Annotated in this window: 17 protein-coding genes; 10 read left to right on the forward strand and 7 right to left on the reverse strand. The window is 61.5% G+C overall.

Features of this window, described 5'->3' with window-relative positions; all coding sequences use genetic code 11:
* Positions 1-19 precede the first annotated feature (19 nt).
* The 3 genes from R4P64_RS03985 (at position 20) to R4P64_RS03995 (ending at position 2353) form a co-directional block, all read left to right on the forward strand.
* A complete protein-coding gene (locus tag R4P64_RS03985) occupies positions 20-1066 on the forward strand; it encodes an ABC transporter permease (RefSeq protein ID WP_033235440.1) in 1047 nt (348 codons plus the stop codon).
* Positions 1063-1803, forward strand: coding sequence for an ABC transporter ATP-binding protein (locus R4P64_RS03990; RefSeq protein WP_317819380.1), 741 nt, complete (start codon positions 1063-1065; stop codon positions 1801-1803). Before R4P64_RS03985 ends, R4P64_RS03990 begins: the two co-directional genes overlap by 4 nt.
* A 109-nt stretch (positions 1804-1912) precedes the next feature.
* Entirely contained in the window at positions 1913-2353 is a 441-nt protein-coding gene (locus R4P64_RS03995) for a PAS domain S-box protein (RefSeq protein ID WP_033235381.1), read from the forward strand.
* Here the strand turns inward: R4P64_RS03995 and R4P64_RS04000 are convergent, their stop codons facing one another.
* Positions 2354-2992 carry a TetR/AcrR family transcriptional regulator gene (locus R4P64_RS04000; protein WP_233364260.1) on the reverse strand — a complete coding sequence of 213 codons (639 nt, stop codon included), beginning with the start codon at positions 2990-2992 and terminating at the stop codon, positions 2354-2356.
* 54 nt (positions 2993-3046) lie between these two features.
* On the opposite strand from R4P64_RS04000, the gene R4P64_RS04005 reads away from it, so the two are divergent.
* Entirely contained in the window at positions 3047-3979 is a 933-nt protein-coding gene (locus R4P64_RS04005) for a hypothetical protein (protein ID WP_317819385.1), read from the forward strand.
* 46 nt (positions 3980-4025) lie between these two features.
* Here the strand turns inward: R4P64_RS04005 and R4P64_RS04010 are convergent, their stop codons facing one another.
* Entirely contained in the window at positions 4026-5030 is a 1005-nt protein-coding gene (locus tag R4P64_RS04010) for an AraC family transcriptional regulator (RefSeq protein WP_033235388.1), read from the reverse strand.
* A 115-nt stretch (positions 5031-5145) separates the two neighbouring features.
* Here R4P64_RS04010 and R4P64_RS04015 point away from each other — a divergent pair, with 115 nt between their 5' ends.
* The 4 genes from R4P64_RS04015 (at position 5146) to R4P64_RS04030 (ending at position 9477) form a co-directional block, all read left to right on the forward strand.
* Positions 5146-6600, forward strand: a complete 1455-nt coding sequence (locus tag R4P64_RS04015; protein ID WP_045066833.1) for an aldehyde dehydrogenase — start codon at positions 5146-5148, stop codon at positions 6598-6600.
* A 13-nt stretch (positions 6601-6613) separates the two neighbouring features.
* On the forward strand, positions 6614-7405 hold the full coding sequence (locus R4P64_RS04020) for a maleylpyruvate isomerase N-terminal domain-containing protein (protein WP_317819388.1): 792 nt from the start codon (positions 6614-6616) through the stop codon (positions 7403-7405).
* Between the two features lie 62 nt (positions 7406-7467).
* Positions 7468-8304, forward strand: coding sequence for an SDR family oxidoreductase (locus R4P64_RS04025; protein ID WP_172936933.1), 837 nt, complete (start codon positions 7468-7470; stop codon positions 8302-8304).
* Positions 8305-8379: 75 nt separating this feature from the next.
* Positions 8380-9477 carry an NAD(P)-dependent alcohol dehydrogenase gene (locus R4P64_RS04030; protein WP_317819391.1) on the forward strand — a complete coding sequence of 366 codons (1098 nt, stop codon included), beginning with the start codon at positions 8380-8382 and terminating at the stop codon, positions 9475-9477.
* Positions 9478-9551: 74 nt separating this feature from the next.
* On the opposite strand, the gene R4P64_RS04035 is transcribed toward R4P64_RS04030, so the two are convergent.
* The 3 genes from R4P64_RS04035 to R4P64_RS04045 all read right to left on the reverse strand — a co-directional run bounded on the left by R4P64_RS04035 (position 9552) and on the right by R4P64_RS04045 (position 11567).
* Complete coding sequence (locus R4P64_RS04035) at positions 9552-9836, reverse strand: SHOCT domain-containing protein (protein ID WP_141485349.1); 285 nt, start codon at positions 9834-9836, stop codon at positions 9552-9554.
* Positions 9833-10270, reverse strand: a complete 438-nt coding sequence (locus R4P64_RS04040) for a DUF6325 family protein (RefSeq protein ID WP_317819393.1) — start codon at positions 10268-10270, stop codon at positions 9833-9835. The genes R4P64_RS04035 and R4P64_RS04040 overlap by 4 nt, the downstream gene beginning before the upstream one ends.
* Positions 10271-10352: 82 nt before the next feature.
* On the reverse strand, positions 10353-11567 hold the full coding sequence (locus R4P64_RS04045; protein WP_317819395.1) for a hypothetical protein: 1215 nt from the start codon (positions 11565-11567) through the stop codon (positions 10353-10355).
* 92 nt (positions 11568-11659) lie between these two features.
* Between R4P64_RS04045 and R4P64_RS04050 the strand changes: the two genes are divergently transcribed.
* Entirely contained in the window at positions 11660-12247 is a 588-nt protein-coding gene (locus R4P64_RS04050) for a DinB family protein (RefSeq protein ID WP_317819397.1), read from the forward strand.
* 7 nt (positions 12248-12254) lie between these two features.
* On the opposite strand, the gene R4P64_RS04055 is transcribed toward R4P64_RS04050, so the two are convergent.
* Both R4P64_RS04055 and R4P64_RS04060 read right to left on the reverse strand, forming a co-directional pair.
* Positions 12255-13814, reverse strand: a complete 1560-nt coding sequence (locus R4P64_RS04055) for a YfcC family protein (RefSeq protein WP_095887602.1) — start codon at positions 13812-13814, stop codon at positions 12255-12257.
* Positions 13811-15187, reverse strand: coding sequence for a M20/M25/M40 family metallo-hydrolase (locus R4P64_RS04060; protein WP_080711779.1), 1377 nt, complete (start codon positions 15185-15187; stop codon positions 13811-13813). Before R4P64_RS04060 ends, R4P64_RS04055 begins: the two co-directional genes overlap by 4 nt.
* A 619-nt stretch (positions 15188-15806) precedes the next feature.
* On the opposite strand from R4P64_RS04060, the gene R4P64_RS04065 reads away from it, so the two are divergent.
* Positions 15807-17279: a hypothetical protein gene (locus R4P64_RS04065; protein WP_317819401.1), complete on the forward strand. Its 1473-nt coding sequence runs from the start codon at positions 15807-15809 to the stop codon at positions 17277-17279.
* Positions 17280-17342 lie beyond the last annotated feature (63 nt).

Raw genomic sequence — 17342 nt, forward strand, 5'->3', positions numbered from 1 at the left:
CACAGGAAAGGAATTCACAGTGTTTGTCGCAATGAAGGACTTACGGGCAGCGCGAGGTCGTTTCGCGTTGATCTCGGCGGTGGTTCTGTTGGTTGCACTGCTGGTCAGCTTTCTCAGCGGTTTGACCGCCGGGCTACGCCATCAGAATGTTTCTGCCATCGAGTCGATGACGGCGGATACCGTCGTGTTCGCCGATACCGGGGCGGGTGCGTCGTTCGACGAATCGGCACTCACCGCTGATCAACTCGCAGCCTGGACGGCAGGCGCGCAGACTGTGGATCCCGTCGGCATCGGCCGCGGTAAGGCCGGTGTCGTGGGCTCGAACCAGAAGTCGGTGGCGCTGTTCGGCGCTGACGGCGGTTTCGGCAACCGGACGCCCGACGCTCCGGGAACGGTGGTCCTCAGCGAGGGCGCAGCCCGGGACTTGGGCGCAGCCGACGGTGACCGAGTCAGCATCGGCTCCGGGGAGTTCACCGTCAGCGCAGTTCGCGGCGATGACTGGTACAGCCATACTCCCGTCGTCTGGACGACACTCGCGGATTGGCAGGACCTGAATCCGCGCGGCGGGGTAGCAACAATTCTGGCTGTATCCGGCGCGTCGGATCCTTCGGCAATCGACGATGCGGCATCAACCACGTCGACGACGGTGACCGGATCGCTCGATGCCATCGGGTCGTACAAGTCCGAGAACGGGTCGTTGACCTTGATGACGGTGATGTTGCTCGCGATCTCGGCTCTCGTGATCGGCGCATTCTTCACGGTGTGGACGATCCAGCGCATGCCGGATATCGCAACGTTGAAAGCGCTCGGCGCGACGTCGGGTTCCTTGGTCCGCGACGCGCTTGGCCAGGCGTTCATCGTGCTTGTTGTCGGCGTTTCGCTCGGAATCGGCTTGACTGCGATCGCCGGTTCGGTGATCGGCGATTCGATGCCTTTCGTATTGGACGCGTCCACAACTCTGGTGCCCGCAGTGGCGCTCATCGGGCTCGGCCTGCTCGGCGCCGCGTTTGCTCTTCGATTCCTCTTCACCACTGATCCGCTCACAGCACTAGGGAGTTCGCGATGACCTCTGCAGCCGGAAGCACCGTTCTCGACATCCAAAACGTCAACCTGACATTTCCCGACGGACAATCCCGCGTCACCGCTCTCGACGACGTGTCCCTGCGACTCGATCGCGGGGAGATTGCCGCGATCACCGGCCCGTCGGGTTCGGGAAAGTCCAGCCTGCTCGCGGTGGCGTCGACGCTTATTCGCCCGGACTCAGGCCACGTCTACCTGCGCACCGGCGGCGAAGCCACGGATCTTGCGACACTCGGCCGCCGCGACGCGTCCGAACTACGACGCACGTCCATCGGCATCGTGTTCCAGCAATCCAATCTGGTGTCGTCGTTGACGGCGCTCGAACAGCTCGAGGTGATGGCGCATCTGGGGCAGTCCGTGTTCACGTCGCGGGCGCGCCGCAAAGCCGCGAAAACGAAAGCGATGGATTTGCTCGATGCGGTTGGATTGGCAGATCACAGCGGGAAGCGTCCAGGGCAACTGTCCGGTGGTCAGCGTCAGCGTGTGAATCTCGCGCGCGCCTTGATGAACGATCCGCAACTGTTGGTGGTGGATGAGCCCACGAGCGCGCTCGATCAGGAACGTGGCGCGGCGGTCATGGATTTGATCATCGGAGTCGTGCGAGAACACAATGCTGCAACTCTTCTCGTGACACACGACCGCGGACACCTGCATCGGATGGATAATGTTTATCGTGTGGTTGATGGATCCTTGACAGTCGATCGGGAGGTATTCGCGGCCTGACTGCGGGGGCATGGTCTCCAGTGACCGTCGAAATTCCCCAACCGGAAGTCAACCGACGATTAGCTGGGACGCTAGACTGTTGCGACTGGGCAACATGAGAGGACGTGTTATGGAACGCCGCCGCAATGTTGCGCCGCCGACGCAATCACCGATCGCAGATCTCGAGCAGATGCCGCCGTTGATCCTGCTGGACAGATTGCCGGTCCCGGTGGTGGCCGTGCACCGCGACGGCAGCATTGTTTTTGCCAATCCGTCCTTTGCCGACATGCTTGGCTACCCGAAGAAAGCCGTCGCCGCCTTGCGTCTGCAGGACATCATGTACGACAAGGATGCCGACGACGTCAGTGCCGAGCAGGCTCACCGCGAGTTGAGTTCCGAGCCGGGTTCGATCAAGGAATTTGTCCACGCCGACAGCACTTTGGTTCGCGCGACGGTCAGTCAATCGTTGCTTCGGCGTGACGACGACACAATCACTCTGGCAGTTTTCCACGACCTGACAGAGCGATTGTGGAACAACCCGCGTCATACCTTGGACAAACCAAACGCCTGATCACATGCGGCGCGGCCTGGACTTCTTCGCTTGGTCCAGGCCGAGGGTGGAGGCAAGTGTGCCGACCACCCATTCTTCGTATTGCTCTCCGGTCCACCCCGACTCGACCACGAGATCGGTATAGGTTTCGGCACTCGTCAAAGTGAGCGCGACGTTGATCGCGGTCTCGAGATCGACGGACGGGTCTTTCTCCACGAGCCCGATCATGAGGTGCTGTTGCACGGTTCTCCGCTGAGCGAGATTGGTTTGCCACAGCAGTGCCGCGTCCTCGTCAGCGGATGCGGCGGCGCGCAAGGCCAGCAGGATGTCTGCGGTTCGTTCGAGGATGAGTCGCCCGTGATGAACCTGAATGCGCAGTTGTCCGAGGGGATGTGGCGCACCGAGTGCCGCCGCCACCCACGGCCGATCCAGAGTGCTTATCCGAGCCTCGTCGCCGGCGACCTCGACTTCCAGCAGCGCCGACAATACGCTCGGCTTGTTGCCGAACACGAAGTAGACGCTTTGGACCGAAACGTCGGCCGCGTCGGCCAGTTGTTTGATAGTCGCTGCCGCGTATCCCGGATTGACGAAGACATGCCGCGCCGCCGCGATGATCTTCGATCGTGCGGTCGCCTGTGCCACTGTTTCTACCCCCACCATGCGCTGGAGTTTAGCTCTAGAGTGAAGCTCTAGCTACTCGGAGGGAACAAGAAAATGAAGGTCCTGGTTCTGGGCGGCTATGGCGCAGTGGGTGTCCCGCTGATGGAGGAGTTCCGTACGGACCCCGCCGTGTCAGCGTTTTCTGCCGGGCGCAACGCCGCTCGCGCCGACGTGGCTGTCGATCTGACCGATCAGGACGCCTACTCTCGGGCCGTATCGGGCTACGACGTGGTGGTCAACGCGTCGGGATTCGAAGACGTCCGGTTGGCGCAGCAAGCAGTTCGCGGTGGAGCTACGTTTGTGGACATCACCGCGACGTCGGCGTACTGCGATGCATTGGAAAACGTCGACGGTCCCGTGCTGCTGGGTGTCGGATTAGCGCCGGGATTGACCAGTGTTCTTGCGGCGGAGGCACATCGACTCGGCAGCGGACCGGTGGACATCATGGTAGGTCTTGGCGGCGGCGAACTTCACGGCCCCGCGGCCACGGCGTGGACGTACGGAATGTTGGGCACCAGGTTTCGTGATCCGAGCGGTGAACTCGTCCGCAACTACACGGGAATGAAGGTATTCGACGTCCCGGCCGAGGCGCCTGGCTACCGCAAGGGTCCAGCGGTGCGCGCGGACTTCTCCGATCAACATGCTTTGACGCGTGATCTCGGCGTGCCGGTGAGAACCTACTTGCGTCTGGATACCTCGGCGGCGACGCTCGGTTTGGCCGCGATGACGTGGGCACCGCCCTTGCAGAAAGTAGTTCCCAAGAAGATGTGGGGTTCGGATCGCTGGATTGTCATGGCCCGCACCGAAACCGGCCCGACGCTGTGGGCGTCCGGCCGGAGTCAATCGGCTGCGACAGCCATGATCGCTGCGCGCGCCGTGGACGTCATTCGTCAGTCTCCGATTGCGCGACCGACGTGGCTTCATTCGGTGGAGTCGACTGAGTCGCTACAGGCGGGTATTCCAGCATTGGTGGTCAGGCAGAGATAGTAATGGAAATGATTTCCATTCCTGTGTCGCTGTGCAAACTACGCAATCAACTGCTGCGCCCGGTCAATTCCCTCCGCTTCGCGAGTGGCGTTGTGGAGAACCACCGCTTACAGCTCCGGGTCAGGGTGCTCGGTTCGGAATAGCCAAGTTGCCGTGACACTGCGGAGACCGGGACGTTCGGGTTGGCGAGAAGGCTGAGAGCGAGTTCGCGCCGCGAATCATCGACGAGTGATTCGAAAGTTCTGCCTTCAGAGGCCAGCCGTCTCTGCAGTGTTCGCGGGTGCAGCATCATCAATGTCGCGACTTGCTTCAGTGTGGCCACGCCTGCGGGCAGAGACCGCACGATCAACGCGGACACCGCGTCGTAAAACGCCACATTCGGATCTCGACCCGCCATGAAACGCACAGCAACGCCGTAGGCCAACGGATCCACCCGGGGCAGCTGACGATGCATGACTCCGCGCGGAAAGGTCAGCAGATTCCGGTCTGAGCCGAACTCGACCGAGCACCCGAAATATTCGATGTACCTGTGCAGTTCGGAGATGCGCGGATGCTGGAATGAGATGTGCGTCGGATGAAAATCCGGGCCCGCCATCATCCTGAACGTCTGGAGCGTCACTCCCATCGCCAGTTCCACGACGTGCGAACGGTACGGCAGTCGATGCAGCACGGTGTCGAGCCCATAGGACACGTCGGTGTCGCCGATCGTCAGATCGACGGCCAACGCCGGGCTGTACACGTGGGCATAACGGGCCACGTCGTGCAACGCGTCGCCGATCGTCTCGGCGCTGCGGGCCGCGATGGCGACCGGACCGAGGATGTCCGGGTCTTGTCTGCTCGCAAGCCTGAGGGCGAAATCCGGAACCCCAAGCTCCTGTGCGCATTGTCCGAGCAAGGTGGACAACGCACTGAACGGAACGAAGCTGTCGTAGGTGCCGATCATGGCCGGATCGATGCCCACACGGTCACAGAACTCGTGGGGATCACCCCCGAGTTCGGAGATCAACTCGGGCAATCGCGTCAACGACGAAGCACTGATGAGATCCGCCATGTGTCGAAATGTAAATAAATTGGCGCGTGAAGTCAATTTAATCCTCGCGTGGGCAGTGATGATCGACACAGATGACTTGTTCAGCGTCGAACGCCATCCTCGGAGGAGCCAGAAAATGACATCGCGCACCGACCACACCGCTCTGTTCATCGACGGAGCGTGGAGGACACCGGACAGTTCGGAAACCATCCCGGTTGTCTCACCTCTCACCGAGCAGGAGATAGGTTCGTTCCCCGCATCCACGACGACGGACGTCGACGCGGCGGTGACATCGGCTCGAAACGCGTTGCGGCGGAGCGACTGGGCGGAACTTTCCCCCACCGAACGTGCAGACGCCATTCGCAGATTCGCCGACGAACTCGAGAAACGAGCCGAGGACCGCGCGACGACGGTCACTCACCAGAACGGCATGCCCATCGAGCTCGCCCGATTCGCCGAGGGCGCCGCACCCGTCCAACTCTTGCGCTATTACGCAAACCTCGCCGAGTCGACGCCCCCCGAGGAACGACGCGTCAGCCAACCGATGCCGGGCACGACGATCGTGCGACGCGAGCCCATCGGCGTCGTCGCTGCCATCGCGCCCTGGAACTTCCCTGCGGTGCTGTCGATGTTCAAGATCGCTCCGGCTCTAGCGGCGGGTTGCACCGTCGTATTGAAGCCGTCGCCCGAAACTACTTTGGACTCTTACGTATTGGCTGAAGCCGCCATTGCGGCCGACCTTCCTGCGGGCGTCATCAACGTCGTGACGGGTGGACCGGAGATCGGCCGGTATCTCGTGGCGCATCCTGGGATCGACAAGGTCGCGTTCACCGGATCCACCGCAGCCGGTCGACACATCGGCGAGGTGTGTGGCGGAATGCTTCGCCCCGTCACCCTGGAGTTGGGCGGTAAGTCGGCAGCCCTGGTTCTGGACGACGCGGATGTCGAGCAGACGGTAACCGGTCTCGCGACGGCATCTTTGCTCAACAGCGGGCAGACCTGCTACATGTCGACTCGAATCTTGGTCCCGCGCAGCCACAGTCGGACCTACATCGATGCCATCACTGCCATGGCGGCGGGTCTGCAGGTCGGCGATCCGATGGACCCGTCGACGTTCGTCGGCCCCATGGTGAGCGCAAGGCAACGCGATCGCGTGCTGTCCTTGATCGAGCAGGGTCGTTCCGAGGGCGGAACCATCACAACCGGTGGTGGACGTCCTACCGACCTCGACACGGGATTCTTTGTGGAGCCCACCGTGTTCGCCGACGTGAACAACGCCAGCACAATCGCACGGCAGGAGGTATTCGGGCCGGTGCTGTCCGTCATTTCCTATGACGACGTCGATGATGCGCTCGCACTTGCCAACGACTCCGAGTACGGACTCGGTGGGACGGTGTGGACCTCCGACGAGGAACGCGGAATCGAAATTGCCCGGCGCGTCGAGACAGGCTCGTTCGGCGTCAACACCTTCAACCTCGACTGGGGTTCACCGTTCGGTGGAGTCAAAGCCAGCGGTGTGGGCCGCGAACTCGGTCCAGAAGGACTCGCGTCGTACCAGCAGCTCAAATCCATCTTCCTCGCATCCTCTTGAGAATCGAGTCACCATGTCCGAGGCAGGACTCGCCGGCGCCCGCGCGCTGGCAGAAAACACAGTCAAAATCGCCGAGCAGTTCGGGACCGCCGAATGGGAAGCCGACAGTGCGTGCCACGGCTGGCGCGTTCACGACCTCGTTGGCCACATGGCGTTCTTCTTCAACTTCATCGCCGATCCGGACCTCGTATTCCCGCCGAACCCCAGTGGAATGTCCGAGCGGCTCAACGACGCTGCTGTTCGCGAGCGCGCAGATCTACCGCACGAGCAGATTCTGGACTACTACCGGGAACAGTCCGCAGCAGGTCTCGCGACGCTAGCCGCGCTGCAGGGCGAAGAGCTTCGCAACAACACACTCGAGATGCTCGACCTCGGGACCTATCGTCTGCATCAGCTCAGCGATGCGGTGTCGTTCGACCATCTCGTTCATCTGACGTCGGATCTTCTGGCACCGTTCGGACCGATCTCTCACGGGGATGTCGACGTGGCGGCTGCTATCGATCCGGCGATCGACTGGATGGTCTCAGGACTCCCACAGATGTGCGGCGAAGCCGTCGCTGCCGCCTTGACATCGCCTGTGGCACTTCGACTTACCGGTGCCACCGAGCGCACTTTCGTCCTGGCTCGTGGCGACGAAGGAGTCACCGTCACCGAAACCGGTGACGTGCCCGAGAACATCGCGACGACCCAGGCCACCGATTTCCTGCGATGGGGGACCACCCGATCTGCATGGCGGTCAGCGGTCGATGTTTCCGGCGATCGGAAGACCGTCGCGGGCGTCCTCGATGCCATCAACATTGTGTGATCCACACAGAACTTTCGGTGTGACCCACACAGAACTCACGCTTTCGAAGAAAAGGGAAAATTATGTCTCAATACTTGCAGGACAAGGTCATTCTCATCACCGGCGCGGGCGGTGGGTTCGGTCAGCTCATCGCCGAGAAGGTGGCAGCGCAGGGCGCCAAGGTCGTCGGCGTCGACATCAACGAAGCCGGTCTGAAGGCTGTGTTCGAGGGTATCGCGGCAGCAGGGTTCACTGGCACCTACAAAGTTGCCGACGTCACCGATATGGACCAGGTCGTCGCTGCAGCACAGCACGGAATTGCGGAATTCGGAGCGCTCGACGTACTCGTCAACAACGCCGGGGTTATGCCTCTCGCCTACTTTGCCGACCACGAGCGTGCATGGCAGAAGTGGCACAAGGCAATTGACATCAACATCAAGGGCGTCGTCAACGGAATCTCCGCCGTCTACGACCAGATGATCGAACAGGGTCGTGGCCAGGTCGTCAACATCTCGTCGATCTTCGGCAACGCAGGCATCGACGGTTCCGGCGTCTACAGCGCGACAAAGGCTGCAGTCACCACGATCTCGGATTCGCTGCGAATCGAGGCCAAGGGCAAGATCAAGGTCACGACGGTCAAGCCAACTGGCGTGACAGGCACCAACTTGGCGAGCTGGATCGTCAACGAGAAAGCGATCCTCGGGCTCACCGGTCAGCGCGCCGGCATCTACATGGAGAACGTCGGTCACCTGACCGAGGGCACCATGCGTCCCGAGCAGAAGGACGTCGACTCGATCGAATACTGGCTCATCAAGCCCGACGATCTAGCCGATGCTGTTGTTCACGTCATCGATCAACCGTGGGGCATCAGCATCAGTGACATCACCGTCCGCGCCAGCGGCGAGGACTACTTGTACTGACGGGCGCTCACAACGCCGACAGACCAAATCGATCCGTCTCACCACTGCCACTGACTCGAAAGACGCAGGAAAGCAATGAAAATCGAAGCAGCCGTCCTCCGTGGCGAAGAAGCCCCCTTCAGTATCGAGGACCTCGAGTTGGCCGACCCGACCCCGCATGAGGTCCTTGTCCGGATCGTCGGGGCCGGCCACTGCCACACCGATGTATTACCCAGGGCCGCAGCAGGGTTCGGAACCCCACCGATCGTTCTCGGACACGAGGGCGCCGGAATCGTGGAAGCCGTCGGATCCGCGGTGCAGACCGTCGCGGTCGGTGACCACGTTGTCCTGAGCTTCGACTCCTGCGGCACCTGCGCCAACTGTCTTGACGCTCACCCGGCGTACTGCGACACCTTCCTGGCCCGCAATCTCGTCGGCAACGCCCTCGACGGCTCCACCCCGCTGACCGACACCGCCGGAAAACCCGTCGCCGGAAGATGGTTCGGCCAGTCGTCCTTCGCCACCCACGCGGTCGTCGACGCACGTAACGCCGTGGTCGTCGACAAAGAACTGCCGCTGGAATTGCTCGGCCCCCTCGGATGCGGAATTCAAACCGGCGCCGGTGCAGTTCTCGAAGTGCTCCAGGTGCGTCCCGGTGAAGGCATCGTCATCGTCGGCGCGGGTGCAGTCGGCCTGTCCGCGGTCATGGCCGCCAAGGTCGCCGGCGCCGGACCGATCATCGCTGTCGACTTGAACAGCGACAGGCTCGAACTGGCCCGCGAACTCGGTGCCACGGACACGATCGTTCCCGGAGTGGGTGATCTGACAGAACAGATCCGCGCGATTGCTCCGGCCGGAGTCCGATACGGCCTCGACACCACCGGGCTACCCACCGTCATCGCGGCTACCCTTGATGCTCTTGCTCTTCGCAGCACTCTGGGACTGGTCGGCGTGCAACAGGGCGATTTGATGATCGCACCACTTGCTCTGACTGCCGGTCGCACCATCACCGGCATCCTCGAAGGTGACGCCAACCCGCACACCTTCATCCCCACCCTGATCGCACTGTGGCAGGCCGGGCAATTTCCCTTCGACCGCCTTGTCACCACATTCCCTCTCTCCGAGATCAATGCCGCTGAAAAGCGCGCTCTCGCAGGGGAAATTGTCAAACCGATACTTCTCCCAGGCACCTAGTTCACTCGCGCACGAGGTCTCGAAGTAAGGGCTGTGCTCATCCCCGCAATCGGCGGGGATGAGCACGATGACGCTCAGTTCCCGAGAATCCGGGCCTTCTGGGCGTCGAACTCGGCGTCGGTGAGGATGCCGGCGGCTTTGAGCTCACCGAGCTTGGTGAGCTGTTCGATCTTCGCGTCCATCGATGCTGCCGGCGCAACCTGAGGCGGCAGCGGCGGCAGATCCGGAATCGGTGGAACAGCCTGTGCTGCTGCCTTGGCCTGATCTTCTGCTGCCCAGCGAGTTCGCTGGCGGCGCTGAACATTTCCGTGGATGGAGCTCGCGACAGCTACTCGGCTGGCCCGCCTGAGGAAGCTCATTCGTTGTTCTCCGTTTCATTCAAGGCATCGGCCAGTTCGTCGACTGAAATGTGACCTTCGGTGATCACTCGGGCACCGCTGCGAACCCACGCATCCAGAACGGGGAGCACAGTCAACTCCTCGTAGACGAGAACCGCTGCAACACTTCCGGCGGCGATGTCCTCGCCCACGGCGGCGATGTCGCCGGCGTCGAGCAATCCGGACGCGGCACCGTCGAACTGGGACAGATCAAAATCTGCGAGGTCGAACGTGGATGCCGGAACCACGCGCAGCGAGTTGTCCGCAGCTTTGACAACAAACTCGAGATCGAGAATGCGGATGGTTCCGTTGTCGACGATCTCGAGCAACTGCTCGAAACCGTCGGCAGTTATTGCGCCATCGGGAAACTCGACGGCAACATATTCGATAGGACCGAACTGGTCTTGACTGGCCATCAGTTCTCTTGTTCCTTCTTCGAGGTCGGTGTTCCGGCCTGGTGAAATGATCATCTGCAACTTTAGTCCGACTGTCTGGTTTCTACGCTTTCACGGTTTCGGCGACATCGCGGTAGACGATCATCTCGCGCTGCAACGCACGACGGAACCGCGGCTGCTCGGCCAGCAGCACTGCCAGCACCGTCAGGAGTAACCACGTCGCGGCGGCGCTCGCAACCAGCATGAGCACCGGAATCCACGGCCCACCCATCTGCTCGAGTAGCGTCGTCTTGGCCCAAACACGCCAGTACAGCATGAGATTGACGACCAACCCGACACCGTACGAGATGGCGAAGGAGAGCATGAAGGGTTTCCACGTGCCGTCGTAGCGACGTTCGAGAATCGGTTCGGCACGCAACGGCAAGCTCACCGACATGACGTTGGCGACTCCGAGCCACAGCAGGATCATGGTCAGGACCTGCCCGCAGGCTTTCAACAATTCGGTGCTGTTTCCGGCGCGCCATGACAGAACGACGCTGAGAACAAAGCCGGCGGTGCCGACGAGGATCAGCATCACGATGTTCTTGGCGACCAGCACATGCCACAGGCGGGTACCACCGGAGAGCGCGGCGCGCACCCGGCCGGCGTCGAAGCTCAGTGCATTGGTGCAGACCACACTGCCGATGACCCCTGACAATGCGTACAGAGCCAGATAGGGCAGTCGGTCTTCCTTGCTGTCCCACTGGAAAAGTCGGATGAACGCCAGATACGCGAACCCTAGCCCGAGGCTCAGGCCCAGACGGAACGCAATGGATCGAGGTTTCCCGTTGAATACGTGTCGGAATTCCTCGCGAATACGGCTGCCGAGGTCCTGCATGTGCCGAACCGCGGGGTTACCGGCCGCGAGCGGGACATAGCCGCGGATCGCAGCGGCAACGTCGTCACTGTCGCCGGCATCGAGGGCGGCGACACGAGCTTCGAGAACTGCGAGATGTGCTGCTTCGAGCGCAATCCGGGCGGTGGTGACCGCTGCTACCGCGTCAGCTTCTGCTTGAGCTGCAGCGCCGATGCTGGCGTCGGCCGGCAGGGGTGGCTGAAGGCGGGTGATCAGTTCGAGTTGGCGGGCCATGTGCGGTGACGGCGAGAGGCCGCTGTACGTCGGTTGGTTCAGTGCCGCTCGATCCTTGTCCAACAGATCCCGGGCACCGATCGCAGCCTTCTCCACTGCAGTTCGGCTCTGCCATCGGACCGAACGTACTTCGGCTTCGGCCGCGAGGGCCCGCGACGCCACTTCGGCCAGATCTTCGACCGCGGTCAACTGCTCACTCCACTCGGTGGTTGTTATGGGGAAATCAGCTCTCCTGCGCACTATCTCACGCAAGAGCAGGCATCGGTGCAACACTGACAGACATGACTAGCGTGCAAGACAAGGCCGATCTGCAGCGATACCTTCAGTCGGCTCGGGACGCCTTGCTCTGGAAGCTCGAAGGGCTGTCCGAGTACGAGATCCGGCGACCGATGACGCCTACCGGCACCAATCTGCTGGGGTTGGTCAAGCACATGATCGGCGTGGAACTCGGGTACTTCGGCCCGGTGTTCGGACGCCGGGTGCCGGACCTGCCGCAGTGGTTGCGCTCGGACGAGCCCAATGTCGATATGTGGGCCCGCGCAGACGAATCCAGGGATTACATTCTCGAGACGTACCGTCGCACGTGGGTCTTTTCGGATGCCACGATCAATGATCTGGATCTGGATGCAGCGGGCGAGGTGAAGACGTGGCCGCCGGAACGGCGTGACGTGACCTTGCATCAGATACTCGTGCACGTCGTGACGGAGATTCACCGTCATGTCGGCCACGCCGACATCGTGCGCGAAATGATCGACGGCGCTGCTGGTCTGCGATCCGACAACGCCAACGTGGCGCCGGGTGATCAGGCGTGGTGGGCCGAATATCGAGACCGCCTCGAACAGGCAGCTCGCAGCGCCGACCACGCCTGACCCATTTCTACTCGAGAACCGCGGCGGCGCCGATCACGACGACCACGATCACGAAGTTGATCAACAGCAGTGGCCAGACGAAGCGCAGGAACTTGTCGTAGCCGACCTTGGCCATTGCGAGTCCACCGACAACGACGACGTTGGTGGGTGCAACCATCAGCATCAGGCCGTGGCCCATCTGGAAGGCCGTGATCACCAAAGACCTACTGACTCCGGCAAAATCACCCAGCGGTGCGAGCAGTGGCATTGCGAGGGTGGCGTGTCCCGAGCTGGACGGAATCAGGAAGGCCAGTGGAATGTTCACGAGCATCACGAGGATCGCGAACACACCCGCGGACGCGCCGGACACCAACTGTTCCATCGCATTGAGGATGGTGTCGAGGGTTTCGGTGTTGGTCATGATCACGGAGACGCCGCGCGCGAGCAGGATGACGATGGCGGGCCCCACCATGTCGCCGGCGCCACGGGTGATCAGTGAGACGGTCTTCTTCTCGCCCATCTTGGCGACGATGCCGACGAGGACGGCTGCGAGGATGAACAGCATCGCCAGTTGCGGGAACCACCAGTTCAATTCGAACCAGTATGGCTCGGTGGCGGTGACGTGGTACGCGTCGTACTCGGCCGGCCCGGTGGTACCGCCGAAGATGCTCGACCACGGGATGACGGAGAAGATCATCAAACCGAAGGTGAGTCCGGTGATGACGAGGACCAGTTTCTGAATTCCGGTCAGCTTGCTGTCGATGTCGACAGGTGGTGCTGCCTCTTCTTCCTCGTCGTCGATGTCGAATCCGACGAGCGAGGTGGCCGGATCCTTCTTCACCTTGGCGGCGTAGCGAAGTACGAATACCACTGCCACTGCGGTCAATACGATCCACAGAATGACACGCAGGACGATACCGTCGCCGATGGAGACGCCGGCTTCACCGGACGCGACGCCGATCGAGAACGGGTTGACGGTCGACGCCATATTGCCGACGAGTGCGCCGAGGATGATCATCGTCGCCGCGACCATGCGGTCGTAGCCGAGAGCCGTCATCAGGGGGATGAGGAGCGCGTAGAAGCCGAACGTTTCGACGGAGAACCCCATCGTCGATCCGAGCAGCGAGAACAGCACCATGATGACGGTGATGAGCAGCCAGCCCTTGTCGCTGAGCTTGGTAGCTAGTTGCGAGACAGCGGTTTCGAGGCTGCGAGTGGCGAAGCTGACGGAGATGAATGCACCGAGGGCCATGATGAACAGAACGACACCGACAGATCCGAAAAGCCGACCGATGTTGTCGGTGTCGACAAATCCCGTGAGTGGATCCTGGACACCGTAGAGGCCGTTGACGGGGGAGAGAATCAGCTGCTGGATGCGTTCGAAGAAAGTCAGCGGGGACGTGACGGTTTCGAAGCTACCGGGGACGGGTGATCCGTCGACGTCGACACCGAAGCGTCCGGCCGGAATGAACAGCGCGGCAATCCATACCAGTACCGTGACGATGGCCAGCATCGTGACGGCGCCGGGAAACTCGAACTTCTTCTTCGCCGGGGTGTGCGCGGCGCCTTCTTCGGTCTTGGTGCTCATTTCTTTCCTTCGAATGTGCGGGCGTACTCCTGGAAGAACAGAGCTTTCGCGACAACGGCCTTTTCGAATTCGTCGAGAAGCACACGCTCGTTGGGGCCGTGAATATTTGCGTACCCGTCGGTTGCGCCGAAGAGCAGTTTCTCGGCGGTGGGCACGGCAGTGTCGAGAGCCATCACGATCGGGATGGAACCGCCGCCGGCCATCTGTCCGGCTTCGCCGTCCCAGGACTCCGAGAGCGCGAACATGGCCGCGTCGAATGCGGGGCCGCCCTGTTCTGCAGCAAAGCCGTCCCCGGTTTCTCCGGCTTTGACGTCGAGTTCGAGGCCGAACGGGCGTAGTGCCTGTAAGTGCCGGACCAGTGCTGCCTGCGCTTCGGATGCAGGCTGACGCGGATGCACGCGCAGGTTGATCACTGCGCGTGCGGTGCTCGCGACGGCGTTGACTGCGCCGTCGACGGGCGGTGCGTCGATTCCGGTGACGGTGATCGCCGGACCGGACCAGATTCGTTCACCGATTCCGCCGGTGCCGAGGAGGGGGAGTCCGTCACGTACTTCGGCGAGGGTGCGGAATTCTTCGTCGGTGTAGCTGCTTCCCGTCCATTCCTCGCGCAGCAGACCGTCGACGGCGACATCACCGTTGTCGTCATGCAGCGATGCCAGTGCGCGGATGAGCGCGAGGCGCGCGTCGGGAGCGGCGCCGCCGTAGAGGCCGTTGTGTTTGTCGGCTCCGAGAGTGGTCAGTTCCACGATCACCTGGGCGGATCCGCGCAATGCGACGGTCAGGGTGGGTGATCCGGGGCGAACACTTCCCACATCGGCGATCACCATGGCGTCGGACTGGAAGAGTTCCGGGGCTTCGGGCGGATAATTGTCGAAGGGGCTGCCGAATTCTTCCTGGCCTTCGATGACGAGTTTGACTGTCACAGGCGGTTTTCCGTCGAAGACGCGAAGCGCCCCGATCATGCCGATCACGTTTGCCTTGGAATCCGCCGTCCCGCGGCCGTAGAGCGCGCCGTCGCGTTCGGTGGGCTCGAAGGGCGGTGTGTCCCACAGTTCGAGGTCTTCGGCGGGAACGACGTCGTAATGCGAGTACATGAGGACCGTGGGCGTCCCGACCGGACCCGGAATGGTCGCAATGATGACAGGTGCCGTCTTACCCGGAATTTCGAGACGATCGATCTGGGTGACCCCGGATTTCTCCAAGAGCGACACGATGAAATCGTGGGCCTCGAAGAGTGGTGCTGCGGGATAGCCATCGGTCGCGATCGACGGTATCCGTACCAGTTCGATCAATTCCGATCGAAGCGCAGGCATCAAATCTGCCGCAGCGTTCTTGATCTGAAGAGGCGTCATCGGCCCAGCGTTTTCGGGCATCGCTTGATCTCCTTCTGGAGCAAAGTGGACAGTGGGTACCTAGCTCTGCGACAAGTCGAGCCGAGCACCCTTCAGACCGGTCAGTCCTTAGTCGGAAAGATTACGGTTGTCTGGTTGATTTCGTGCGGTCGGTGTAGACATTGCGCCCGTTCGTGCCGGGCGGCAGCACGCGAATGGTGCGGGTCGAATTGCGTGATTCCATTCATTCTCGGGCCGCGTGCGCTATGGGATCGCGACGCGCCGTGAGTTGATCAACAGATAGTCGTTTGGTCGATTTGTCACCATTCAGCTATCGGTAAGCACAGCTATCGTCTTGTAACTGTGTCGATTGTTGAATTTGTGACGATTTTCTTCCGGATTGGGAAATTGTTTCGGGAACTGTTCGCCCTTGTGGATAAATGCACAGGTTATCGCCGGTTTCCCCCTGTATCTGTGACAAAGTGTCACATAACAAACCTTTTGGCTGTTTTGCGACGCTATGGGCGCTTTCCTCCGAATAGTGACGTTTGACAGCAAGCGCGCAGCAAGTTTCAATCGTCGAACTGTGTTGGCAATCACATGGCTAATGCCATGTTGGCCTGCTGGGTGCCCCAACTGTTACTTCGCGAGGAGATCGTCCATGAACACATCGTCATCGTCATCAGCCGTGGTGCGGCGGAAAAAGATCGGGCTGGCATCCGTGTCCGCTGTGTCGACGCTTGCATTGGTCGGTGGAATTGTCGCCGGTTTGGCAGGGCCGGCAACAGCGGCGCCCGCGTCGTCGGCCGCCTTCACTGCGCCGATGTGCGAAGGCACGCAGACGTCCGCTGACTATCCCTACGCGGACGACATGGTTATCGATGGTGTGCGCCTGGATTACTACAACGCCGGAAATGTGGTGCCGCTGTACTACAACAACGACCAGCGGTCACCTGCCCCTATCTGTGGTGTGCGCGACGTCCCCGAGGCCAGTGGTCCACAGTCGGAGTGGATGTACTGCACCGACATGAAGGAAGAGACGTGCGATGAGATCTCGCCTGATGGCGAGCCTGGCTACAGCGATGGCGGGCAGTTCAACGTAGTAGGACCGACGCTTCCGGTCGGCGGCAACGATCGTCTGACTCAGGAACAGGAACTGCTCATCAGCTACCTGATTCAGAATCCCCACCCGTTCACGCCGGGTGGCGTCGCTGATGATTCGACGGCTGCGAACAGGGTAAATCGTCAGCTTCTTATCTGGTGTGTATCGGACAAGGAGTACCTCGAAGGAACCGACGCCGTAGTCGATTGCGACGCGGATCTCGGTCCGGCTGAGCAGGCTCGGATTCTCGGGGTCATGAATGTGACACCCGCCCTGAGTATTTCGCTCGCAGACCCGGCCAGTGGCACTCTCGCCAGTGGCGGCAAGGCAACATTCACGGTGTCCACCAACATGTACGGCAAGCCGCTCACCGTGAGCGCTCCCGCAGGCGCAACTTTGGAACTGTGTGAGCCGAACGCAAATGTGAAGCTGACCGGAAACACCCTGGTTGTCACCGGTGAGGGCAATGATCCGACTGATGTGGCGCTGTGCGTCACGTCCCCGGGTGCAGGCGCGGTCAAGGTATCCGTCTCCGGCGCACCCAGCTCGTTCGAGAGCATCCACTGGAACAACGCCGGCGCCGAGTGCCAGGTTTTTGCAACGTTCAACACCGTCACCCCGGCCAAACTCCAGGGTGATGCGACGGTGACCTTCGATGCGGCTCCGACCACAACGCCGTCCACGACTGTTCCGACCACGACGCCGGGAGCTCCGACCACGACGCCGTCCACGACTGTTCCGACGACAACCACCAAGCCCAACGTGATCGTTCCGATCATTCCGATTATCCCGATCATTCCGGTGATCCCCGGAGTGCCGGTTGCTCCCGCTCCGACCACGGTTGCGGTACCCACCCCGCGTGTGGTCACGCAAACGACCCCGAAGGCTCCGACGGGTGAGCGCCCGACCTCCATCGACGGTGGCGCAGCTGACGAGACTGCAGGTCCGCACGTCGGAATTGCGATTGCGGGACTCGGTCTGATCGGGCTGGCTGCCTGCGGAGCAATCGCCGTCCGCCGCCGCCGCTCGTAGCAGCGGAAATCTGAACCAGTTTCGATCGAGCAGCGTCCGGTGCCGACTCTCCCCGTCAGCACC

The sequence above is a fragment of the Rhodococcus sp. IEGM 1366 genome, from assembly GCF_033142425.1.
Classification (GTDB): Bacteria; Actinomycetota; Actinomycetes; order Mycobacteriales; family Mycobacteriaceae; genus Rhodococcus_F; species Rhodococcus_F globerula.

Coding starts and splice junctions, on each gene's coding strand:
- R4P64_RS04015 (WP_045066833.1), top strand. CDS start 5,146: ATGACATCGCGCACCGACCACACCGCTCTGTTCATCGACGGAGCGTGG.
- R4P64_RS04055 (WP_095887602.1), bottom strand. CDS start 13,814: ATGAGCACCAAGACCGAAGAAGGCGCCGCGCACACCCCGGCGAAGAAG.
- R4P64_RS03990 (WP_317819380.1), top strand. CDS start 1,063: ATGACCTCTGCAGCCGGAAGCACCGTTCTCGACATCCAAAACGTCAAC.
- R4P64_RS04025 (WP_172936933.1), top strand. CDS start 7,468: ATGTCTCAATACTTGCAGGACAAGGTCATTCTCATCACCGGCGCGGGC.
- R4P64_RS04005 (WP_317819385.1), top strand. CDS start 3,047: ATGAAGGTCCTGGTTCTGGGCGGCTATGGCGCAGTGGGTGTCCCGCTG.
- R4P64_RS04030 (WP_317819391.1), top strand. CDS start 8,380: ATGAAAATCGAAGCAGCCGTCCTCCGTGGCGAAGAAGCCCCCTTCAGT.
- R4P64_RS04010 (WP_033235388.1), bottom strand. CDS start 5,030: ATGGCGGATCTCATCAGTGCTTCGTCGTTGACGCGATTGCCCGAGTTG.
- R4P64_RS03995 (WP_033235381.1), top strand. CDS start 1,913: ATGGAACGCCGCCGCAATGTTGCGCCGCCGACGCAATCACCGATCGCA.
- R4P64_RS04065 (WP_317819401.1), top strand. CDS start 15,807: ATGAACACATCGTCATCGTCATCAGCCGTGGTGCGGCGGAAAAAGATC.
- R4P64_RS04035 (WP_141485349.1), bottom strand. CDS start 9,836: ATGAGCTTCCTCAGGCGGGCCAGCCGAGTAGCTGTCGCGAGCTCCATC.
- R4P64_RS04050 (WP_317819397.1), top strand. CDS start 11,660: ATGACTAGCGTGCAAGACAAGGCCGATCTGCAGCGATACCTTCAGTCG.
- R4P64_RS04040 (WP_317819393.1), bottom strand. CDS start 10,270: ATGGCCAGTCAAGACCAGTTCGGTCCTATCGAATATGTTGCCGTCGAG.
- R4P64_RS04060 (WP_080711779.1), bottom strand. CDS start 15,187: ATGCCCGAAAACGCTGGGCCGATGACGCCTCTTCAGATCAAGAACGCT.
- R4P64_RS04000 (WP_233364260.1), bottom strand. CDS start 2,992: ATGGTGGGGGTAGAAACAGTGGCACAGGCGACCGCACGATCGAAGATC.
- R4P64_RS04020 (WP_317819388.1), top strand. CDS start 6,614: ATGTCCGAGGCAGGACTCGCCGGCGCCCGCGCGCTGGCAGAAAACACA.